Raw genomic sequence first — 8,830 nt, 5'->3', positions numbered from 1 at the left:
GGGGCCGGCATTGCCGGCCCCTTCTTGTTTGGGAAGCCCACTCCCGGTCGCGCCGGGCCATGCCCGGGCCAGTGAAGTGCCGCAAACGACTTAATCCCCTCCGTCCCCTTTTACGTGCATGAACCGGGAGCAACGTGGGGGGCCATATCGACCTGCCGCACACGGGGGCGGGACTACCCTTGGTGCTTCCGTTCTCGCAGGAGTACCCATGCGGGCCTCCCGTCTTTCCAGCGCTGCCGTGGCGTGCGCCAGCGCCTTGATCCTTTCGGCCTGTGGTGGCCGCGCCGCCGACAGCACCGTGCTGCGCGAGTCTTTCGATTCCGGCGATACCTTCTCGCGCACCGTTGAGGGACGCCCCGGCGAAGCCTGCGAGGCCGCGCGCCGCACGCTGCTCAGCCAAGGCTATGCCATCGCCCGTTCCGATGATGCGCAGGTGGAGGGCAACAAGAACTTCCAGCCGCGCGAGGATGACCATGAGCAGCTGGTGCTGCGCATCTCCTGCGCCCCGCGCGGCAGCCAGACGCTGGTGTTCGTCAGTGCCGTGCAGGACCGCTACGCGCTGAAGAAGAGCCCGACCTCGGCCAGTGTCGGTGTGGGTGCGCTGGGCTCGGTGTCGCTGCCGTTCGGCAGCAACGACGACTCGCTGGTGAGGGTGGCCAGCAGCACGGTCACGGATGCCGAGTTCTATCGTCGCTTCTTCCAGCGCCTGCAGCAGTATCTGCCGGCCGCGGCGGGCACGCCATCGCCATCGCCGGCAGCGGCGCCGGAACCCGCACCGGCGGTCACGGACCAGGGCTGAGTGTGCGCGGCAGGTGGCTGATTGCAGCCCTGCTGCTGGCGCCCGCGTGGGTCGTGGCATCGCCATCCCCGGACTGTACGCAGGGCCTGCTGCAGCGGTTGGGGTGGCGCTTCGAAGAAGCGTCCCTCACTGCGCCGCAGGTGCGCGGTGGTCCCGTATGTACGCGTGCCTCGCTGGCTGATTCACAGGCGGCCGGCGACCTGCAGGTGCGGTGGCCGGCGGCGTTGCCCGCTGCTGCTCGGCACGCACTTCTGCAGCAGCTGCTGGATGATCCCGCCACCATCTGCGCCTATGCCTTTGAGCTGGGGGCGGCCACGCGGCGCGCGACTTCGGCATTGCAGGGCAATCCCACGTTCCGCTTCTCCGGCCCGCAGCTGGGATGGATCGGCTTCGGATTGCAGGGCGCACCGGCACAGGGTTGGCAGCGTACACGCAGTTTCGGTCGTGGCTTCGTGCCCCGCGCGGGCAACAGCCATGCGCTGCAGGCGTTCTACAGCGGTGCCGTGCGTGCCGAATGCGGTGTCGGCCGCCAGGTCGCACAGCTGGCCACCCAGCGCGAGCTGTATGGCGATGCTGCGTTCGACACAGGGTTCGCAGCGGAGGAACTGTCGATCGGCACCTTCCTCGCGCTGCACGACACCGACAGCATCCTGCTCGGCGCGCATGCGGGCGACTTCTTCGCCGATGGCAAGGCGGTGCGCACCTCGGCGATGGGGCGGCAGGCGTTCGTGGGCGTGCCCGGTTTCATCGAACATGTGTACGACAAAGGCACGCTGGACGACCTGAGCAACCAGGCCGAGAACTTCGTGGTGGTCGAGGTGGGCGAGGGCGCTGCGCAGGCGCTGGCACTGCACGCTGGCCTGGCCTGGTACGACCAGCGCAATGCCGAGCTCTGGAAACTGGCGCAGGACATCCCGCGCATCGGCCAGCGCTATTTCGAGCGCCTGCTGTTCGAGCGCGATCCACAGCTGCGCGCGCGCCTGGCACCGCGCTACCACGCGGCTCTGGTGCGCATGGATCAGCTGCTGGACGATCCGTTCTACCAGCAGTTCGTGATCTACGTGCATCCGCGCGGTATACGTCCTATCGGCTACCACATCGTCCGCCTGCTCGATCGCAACCCGAGAACGCCGTTTTCGATCGACCTGGCGGTGCACAATCTGCATACCACGCTCTACCGGCGTTGGCGCGAGGCGCAGCTGCGCCACTGCGCGGCTACCGGCAGGCCAGGCAGCCTGACCCTAGACCCCAACTGAAGGTGAAACAATGGATATTGCAATGATCGGCCTCGGCCGCATGGGCGCCAACATGGCCCAGCGCCTGCATCGCGGCGGCCACCGCGTGATCGGCTACGACCCGGGCGAAAGTGCGCGCCAGCGTGCTGCAGAGGCCGGCCTGGAGGTGGTTGATTCGCTGGCCGCCGCCGTGGCCGCGCTGCCGGTGCCGCGCGTGGTGTGGCTGATGGTGCCGGCGGGTGAAACCGTCGACCAGACGCTGGGACAGCTGACCCCGCACCTGGCCGAGGGTGACATCGTCATCGACGGCGGCAACTCCAACTACCAGGACTCGATCCGTCGCGCCAAGGCGCTGGCGGAGGACGATCTGGGCTACGTCGACTGTGGCACCAGCGGCGGCGTGTGGGGCCTGCAGGAAGGCTACAGCCTGATGGTCGGTGGCGAAGCATCGGTGGTGGAGCAGATCGCACCGCTGCTGCGCACGCTGGCACCGGCTGAAGATCGTGGCTGGGCGCGTGTTGGTCCATCCGGCGCCGGCCATTTCACCAAGATGGTCCACAACGGCATCGAATACGGAATGATGCAGGCCTATGCCGAAGGCTTCGCGCTGATGGAGCGCAAGCAGGAGATGGCGCTGGACCTGGCCCAGGTAGCCGAGGTGTGGCGTCACGGCAGCGTGGTGCGCTCGTGGCTGCTGGACCTGAGCACCGAAGCCCTCAAGCGCAATCCGTCGCTGGATGGCATCGCGCCATACGTGGAGGATTCCGGCGAAGGCCGCTGGACCGTGGCCGAAGCCATCGCGCTGGACGTGCCGGCACCGGTGATCACGTTGTCGCTGCTGGAACGCCTGCGTTCGCGGGAATCGAATTCGTTCACCGACCGCCTGCTGTCGGCGATGCGCAATGAATTCGGCGGCCACGCCATCAAGAAGTCGTAAGCACTGCGGTGGGGTCAGAGCCCTTCGGCGTTGCCGAAGGGATCCGACCCCGGGCAGATCAGGGTCGGATCCCTTTCCGCAGGAAAGGGTTCTGACCCCATGCAGCCAGTCGAGCATGGCTCGACTCTACAAAAGCCGTCTCCGATCGTTGCTACGTCATCCACGCATGGCGTGGATCTACTGGTCAGTCCAACGCGATCCGCCGCCCTTCGCGCGCGCTGTCCATGCCGGCCTGCAGCAGCCGCATCAACTGCAATGCCTGCATCGGGCTGACCGTCGCTTCGCCGTCGCCGTGCATCGCCGCGGCGAACTGCGCATACAACCGACGATAGTCGCCGGGCAGGTTGTCGACGGTGCTGCGCAGAACATTGTCTTCTGCATCACAGCGCACCAGTTCGCCATGCCGGGGATCGATGCCCCAACCGGGCGCACCCGGCGCTACGCCGCGGCGCAGCTGGGCCTCCTGCACATCCAGGCCGTACTTGATCCAGCTGGCCTTGCTGCCATGCACGCTGAAGTGCGGGGCAGGGGCAGCCACCAGTGAACCGGCATGCACGATGGCGCGATGCCGCGGGTAGTGCAGTACGGCGTGGAAGTAATCGATGCCGGCGCCACCTTGGCGCTGCACGGCCAGATCCGCATCGATGGCGTCGGGCCAGCCGAACAGCACCAGCATCTGGTCCAGCAGGTGCGGGCCGAGGTCGTACCACAGGCCACTGCCTGGCCCGTCCTGTTCGCGCCAACGGTCGCGCACCTGCGGCCGGTAGCGGTCGAAATGCGCATGGCATTCGGCCACCTCGCCCAGCGTGCCTTCGGACAGCAGCGCCTGCAGCGTGAGGAAGTCGGCATCGAAGCGCCGGTTCTGGAACACGGTGGCGATGCGGCCGGCGTCGCGTGCCGTGGCCAGTACCGTTTCCGCTTCGGCCACATCCAGCGCAAAGGGTTTGTCGACCAGCACGTGCTTGCCGGCGGCCAGCGCGGCCATCGCCAGCGGCGCGTGCTGTTCGTTCGGCGTGGCGATCACTACCGCATCCACCGCTGGATCGTCGAACACGTCCTGTGGCGTTGCACGCACGTGTACGTTGCTGAACGTGCGCAGCAACGTGTCGCGCTGCGAGCTGACGATGCTGTGCAGGGCCAGGCCGGGCGTGTGCTGGATCAGCGGCGCATGGAAGACGCGGCCGGCGAGGCCGTAGCCGATCAGGGCCAGGTGCAGGTCGGGGCGCATGGCAGAGCTCCGGCAGGGGGGAAGGGCAGGGTAAACGACAGATGCGGACAGCCCAAAACTGAACCGTTGCCGTTGGAAACGCTTCGATTCACGGCGGCATGACCGCGACGCCACGCCTGCTCCACGTGCGCTTGTCCAGACTGGCAGCACATCCCGAAGGAGAACGACACGATGAGCAATACCACTCGCACGCTGATTGCTTCTGCCCTGACGCTGGGCCTGGCACTGTCCTCCTCGGCCGCATTCGCCAAGGACCCGGCCGCGAAGAGCCCGCCGACCACCAGCGCACATCCGGCTACCCACGCGGATCGCCATGATTCCAACGAACCGGTGACCGACAGCTGGATCACCACCAAGGTGAAGGCGGACCTGCTGACCAGCAGCAACGTCCCGGGCACCGAGATCAAGGTGGAAACGGTGAACGGCGTGGTCAGCCTGAGCGGCACCGTGGCCACCCAGGCCGAGAAGGACAAGGCGGTCACCACCGCCAAGGGCATCAAGGGCGTGACCCGCGTCGATGCCGCCGCATTGAAGGTCAGCGCTGCCGCCAAGCGCTGAACCGGTTGGGCGCCCCGCGTGGGGCGCCCACTGACCTGTAGACCCGAGCCATGCTCGGCTGGCACTCCAAGGCAGCCGAGCATGGGCTTGGCCCTACAGGTCTGATTGCCAACCCGTTCAGCCGACCGCGCTGGAAATTCCAGAGTTGTGACCGCCTGCGCTATATTGCCGGTTCCGCCGCAACCGGGCTCGACCCGGCCAACGCGTCGCGGCAGAGCTGACGAGGAACTATGGCGCTGGTTTTCAGTGACGACATCTGGGACCGCTGGCGGTTGCCGGCCTTGGCGCTGGCCGCCGCCGCGATCATCGTGGTGCCGTGGTTGACCCTGCGTAAACTGCAGCAGGACAGCGAACAAGCGATGGCCTGGGTCAACCACACCCAGGCCGTGGGCGTGGCACTGCAGCAACTGCAGGCCGATGTGCGCGATGTCGAATCGGCCGCGTTGACCCTGTCCAAGGGCGTGGATGCCCCCGGCCTGCGCGAACGCATGGCCCGGGCCGATGAAATTCCCGGGCGCCTGGCCGAACTGGGCCGGATGACCCGCGACAATCCCGACCAGCTGATCCGCATCGGTCGGATCGAATCGATGCTGGAAGGCCGCATGGCACTCGCCCGCGAGCTGGCCAGGTCCGAGCCGAACAGCGACCAGCGCGAGCTGGTGCAGGACCTGAGTACGCGCTATCCCATCCGCGGGCTGGTGGAAGAGCTGCAGGCCAGCGAGCAGAAGCTGCTGGCGCTGCGCGCCGAGCAGGCGGCGCGCCAACGCAAGCAGACCGAACTGGTGTCGTGGAGTTCGCTGGTGATCCAGCTGGCGCTGCTCGGCCTGGTGCTGTGGCTGCTGCAGCGGCAGATCGGCCGTCGCCTGCATGCGGAGCGGCAATCGCTGCGCTCGGCTGCACGTGCGGCGTCGGTGCTGCAGACCGTGCGCGAACCGATCGTGCTGCTCGACCGCGACCTGCGCGTGCAGCTGCACAATCCAGCATTCGCTGAGCTGTACGGCCTGCAGGACGAGCGCGCCGACGGCCTGCTGCTGGAAAACGTTGGCGACAACGCATGGCAGGACCCGGTGGTCCGGCAGCGCCTGGCCGACGTACTGTCGCGCGGTCGCGAACTGTGGGACTTCGAGCACGAGCAGCGCACCGCCGACGGCATGGTGCGCTACATGCTGCTCAACGCGCGGCGCATGCCGCTGCCCGACAGCGATGACGAGGTGGTGCTGCTGACCATCAGCGACGTCACCATGCAGCGCGCAGTGCAGCTGCGCGTCGAAGAGCTGAACCGCCAGCTGGAAGGAAAGGTTGCGCAGGTGTCCGAGGTCAACCGCGAGCTGGAGGCCTTCAGCTATTCGGTCTCGCATGACCTGCGTGCACCGCTGCGCCACGTGGCAGGATTCTCCGACAAGCTGTCGCGCCACCTCGGCGACCAGGCTGATGACAAGAGCCGCCACTATCTGGACGTGATTTCCAGTTCGGCCCGGCGCATGGCAGCGTTGATCGACGACCTGCTGGTCTACTCGCGACTTGGCCGCGCGGCGATGCGGCAGCAGGCGGTGGACATGCAGTCGCTGGTGGCCGACACCCGCGCCATGCTCGATTCCAACCTGCAGGCCGAGGCCGAGAACAGCGGCCATGCGCACCAGGTGGAGTGGAGCATCGCGCCGCTGCCGATCGTGGTGGGCGACGAAAACATGATCCGCCAGGTCTGGCTCAACCTGCTCGGCAACGCAGTGAAGTACTCGGGCAACCGCGAACCGGCGAAGATCCGCGTTGACTACCAGCAGCAGCCCGACGGCGGCCATCAGTTCACGGTCAGCGACAATGGTGCAGGCTTTGACATGGCCTACGCCGGCAAGCTGTTCGGTGTGTTCCAGCGCCTGCACAAGGCCAGTGACTACCCGGGGACCGGCATCGGCCTGGCCAGCGTGCGCCGCGTGCTGACCCGCCATGGTGGCCGTATCTGGGCCGAGGCCGAACCGGACGTCGGCGCTGCTTTCCACTTCTACCTGCCCCCCGCGACCGACGCGGACAAACAAGGTCCCTCTGCATGACGACTCTGCGCACCATTCTTCTCGCCGAAGACAGCCCGGCGGATGCCGAAATGGCGATCGACGCCCTGGAAGAAGCGCGTCTGGCCAATCCCATCGTGCACGTCGAGGACGGCGTGGAAGTGATGGACTACCTGCTGCGCCGCGGCGCCTTCGCCAACCGCGAGGAAGGCTTGCCGGCGGTGCTGCTGCTGGACATCAAGATGCCGCGCATGGATGGCCTGGAAGTGCTGCGGCAGATCCGCGAGCACGAAGAACTCAAGCGCCTGCCGGTGGTGATCCTGTCGTCTTCGCGCGAGGAAAGTGACCTGGCCCGCAGCTGGGACATGGGCGTGAACGCCTACGTGGTCAAGCCGGTGGACGTGGACCAGTTCTTCGGCGCGGTGCAGACCCTGGGCAAGTTCTGGGCATTGATCAACCAGGCACCGGAACTCGAGTGAGCCCATGCCCCTGACCGGTCCCGCCCTGGGGGCGCTGCGCATCCTGCTGGTGGAAGACTCACCGGAAGATGCCGAGCTGATGTCCGAACAGATGCTCGACGCAGGCCTGGAGGCCCGCTTCGAGCGTGTGGAGAGCGAGGCGGAACTGCGCCAGGCACTGGCTGTGTTCCAGCCGGACATCGTGCTGTCCGACCTGAGCATGCCGGGGTTCTCCGGTGACGACGCGCTGCGCATCGTGCGCGAGACCTCACCGGAGGTGCCCTTCATCTTCGTCTCCGGCACGATGGGTGAGGAGAATGCGGTAGCGGCGCTGCAGAAGGGCGCCAACGACTACATCATCAAGCACCAGCCTGCGCGCCTGCCTTCGGCGGTCGCGCGTGCGATCCGCGATGCACGCAGTGCGGTCGAGCGCGCACGCGTGGAAACCGAACTGATGCGTGCGCAGCGCCTGGAAAGCCTGTCCCTGCTTGCCGCCGGGCTCAGCCACGACCTGCGCAACATCCTGCAGCCGTTGCTGATCATGCCGGACCTGCTGAAGGCCCGCACCGAGGATCCGCAGCTGCACCACCTGGCCGACGTCATCGCCGAGTGTGGCCGCCGCGGCCATGAGATGGCCGAGTCGATGCTGTCGTTCGTGCGTGGTTCGCGCAAGCCGAGCGAGCGCATCGAGATCGACGGCCTGTTCGACGCGGTGGCGCTGCTGTTGCGCAGCAACGTGCCCGATGCCGTGCGCCTGGAACTGCAGGTGCTGGACGAAGGCCTGGTGGTCGACGCCAACTACACCGAACTGCAGCAGGTAATGCTGAACCTGGCGCTCAACGCGATCCAGGCGATGCCCAACGGTGGCCGCCTGAGCCTGACCGCCAGCCATGCCGGGCAGCGCGATGGCGTGGACTGGATGCAGATCTGCGTGTCCGACGAAGGCATCGGCATGGATGCGGACACGCTGTCGCACCTGTTCAATCCGTTCTTCACCACCAAGGCCGATGGCACCGGCCTGGGTCTGATTTCCTGCAAGCGCATCGTCGAAGGCGCCGGCGGCAGCATCCATGTCAGCAGCCAGCCGGGGCAGGGCACCTGCTTCGAGCTGCGCTTGCCGATGCACGAAGCCAGCGACGGCAGCGAGCCGATCGAGCAGCTGGTGGCCCTGGGCAGTGGCCAGTCGATCCTGGTGGTCGACGGCGAAGCTACGCGCCTGTCGCTGCTCGGCAACGCGCTGTCCAGCCAGGGGTATCAGCTGCAGCTGGCCTCCGATGGCCCGGCGGCGCTGCGCTGGATGCAGCAGGAGGCGATGCCGGCGCTGGTGATTGCAGACGCCGGCTCAAAGCTGCTGCCGGCCAGCCAGCTGCTGGGCGAGATGGCTGCGCTGGGCTATCGCGGCCCGGCGCTGGTGCTGGAGGACGCGGCGGTGGCGGTGCCTGCCGATGCCTTCCCGGCCGGCGTGGACGTCCATGTACTGCGCAAGCCGCTGCAGATGCAACAGGTGTTCCGCGCAGTGGCCGAGGCGCTGGGCTGACAAAGGGTAGTGCCGGCCGCTGGCCGGCATCCCCGTGCGGTGGGATCATTGCGGTTGCCGGCCAGCGGCCGG

8 protein-coding genes are annotated in these 8,830 nt (G+C 67.2%); 7 read left to right on the top strand and 1 reads right to left on the bottom strand.

Annotated elements, in window-relative coordinates; translation table 11 throughout:
- Positions 1–208 precede the first annotated feature (208 nt).
- From ABGA94_RS12310 to gnd, 3 genes are read left to right on the top strand one after another with little or no spacing between them, the layout of a single operon-like run.
- Positions 209–799, top strand: a complete 591-nt coding sequence (locus tag ABGA94_RS12310) for a DUF2242 domain-containing protein (RefSeq protein ID WP_338168150.1) — start codon at positions 209–211, stop codon at positions 797–799.
- Positions 800–816: 17 nt separating this feature from the next.
- Positions 817–2,055 (top strand): hypothetical protein, encoded by a 1,239-nt coding sequence (locus tag ABGA94_RS12305; RefSeq protein WP_375367410.1) that lies wholly within the window; start codon positions 817–819, stop codon positions 2,053–2,055.
- A 10-nt stretch (positions 2,056–2,065) separates the two neighbouring features.
- Positions 2,066–2,971: a phosphogluconate dehydrogenase (NAD(+)-dependent, decarboxylating) gene (gene gnd, locus ABGA94_RS12300; protein WP_329846077.1), complete on the top strand. Its 906-nt coding sequence runs from the start codon at positions 2,066–2,068 to the stop codon at positions 2,969–2,971.
- Positions 2,972–3,155: 184 nt separating this feature from the next.
- On the opposite strand, the gene ABGA94_RS12295 is transcribed toward gnd, so the two are convergent.
- Positions 3,156–4,199: an oxidoreductase gene (locus ABGA94_RS12295; protein WP_353075426.1), complete on the bottom strand. Its 1,044-nt coding sequence runs from the start codon at positions 4,197–4,199 to the stop codon at positions 3,156–3,158.
- A gap of 171 nt (positions 4,200–4,370) precedes the next feature.
- Here ABGA94_RS12295 and ABGA94_RS12290 point away from each other — a divergent pair, with 171 nt between their 5' ends.
- From ABGA94_RS12290 to ABGA94_RS12275, 4 genes are all read left to right on the top strand, one after another.
- Positions 4,371–4,757 carry a BON domain-containing protein gene (locus ABGA94_RS12290; RefSeq protein WP_053498227.1) on the top strand — a complete coding sequence of 129 codons (387 nt, stop codon included), beginning with the start codon at positions 4,371–4,373 and terminating at the stop codon, positions 4,755–4,757.
- A gap of 230 nt (positions 4,758–4,987) precedes the next feature.
- Positions 4,988–6,805, top strand: coding sequence for an ATP-binding protein (locus tag ABGA94_RS12285; RefSeq protein ID WP_005419357.1), 1,818 nt, complete (start codon positions 4,988–4,990; stop codon positions 6,803–6,805).
- Positions 6,802–7,242, top strand: a complete 441-nt coding sequence (locus tag ABGA94_RS12280) for a response regulator (RefSeq protein WP_005411057.1) — start codon at positions 6,802–6,804, stop codon at positions 7,240–7,242. The genes ABGA94_RS12285 and ABGA94_RS12280 overlap by 4 nt, the downstream gene beginning before the upstream one ends.
- Before the next feature lie 4 nt (positions 7,243–7,246).
- Positions 7,247–8,758, top strand: coding sequence for a hybrid sensor histidine kinase/response regulator (locus ABGA94_RS12275; protein WP_005419354.1), 1,512 nt, complete (start codon positions 7,247–7,249; stop codon positions 8,756–8,758).
- Positions 8,759–8,830: the final 72 nt, after the last annotated feature.

The sequence above is a fragment of the Stenotrophomonas sp. 3diitr2024 genome, assembly GCF_042136455.1.
Taxonomy (GTDB): Bacteria; Pseudomonadota; Gammaproteobacteria; order Xanthomonadales; family Xanthomonadaceae; genus Stenotrophomonas; species Stenotrophomonas sepilia.
This window is presented reverse-complemented; position numbering and strand designations above follow the sequence as displayed.

Excerpts from the sequence above, each read along its gene's own strand:
- ABGA94_RS12310 (WP_338168150.1), top strand. The coding sequence starts at position 209 with ATGCGGGCCTCCCGTCTTTCCAGCGCTGCCGTGGCGTGCGCCAGCGCC.
- ABGA94_RS12275 (WP_005419354.1), top strand. The coding sequence starts at position 7,247 with ATGCCCCTGACCGGTCCCGCCCTGGGGGCGCTGCGCATCCTGCTGGTG.
- ABGA94_RS12285 (WP_005419357.1), top strand. The coding sequence starts at position 4,988 with ATGGCGCTGGTTTTCAGTGACGACATCTGGGACCGCTGGCGGTTGCCG.
- gnd (WP_329846077.1), top strand. The coding sequence starts at position 2,066 with ATGGATATTGCAATGATCGGCCTCGGCCGCATGGGCGCCAACATGGCC.
- ABGA94_RS12290 (WP_053498227.1), top strand. The coding sequence starts at position 4,371 with ATGAGCAATACCACTCGCACGCTGATTGCTTCTGCCCTGACGCTGGGC.
- ABGA94_RS12280 (WP_005411057.1), top strand. The coding sequence starts at position 6,802 with ATGACGACTCTGCGCACCATTCTTCTCGCCGAAGACAGCCCGGCGGAT.
- ABGA94_RS12295 (WP_353075426.1), bottom strand. The coding sequence starts at position 4,199 with ATGCGCCCCGACCTGCACCTGGCCCTGATCGGCTACGGCCTCGCCGGC.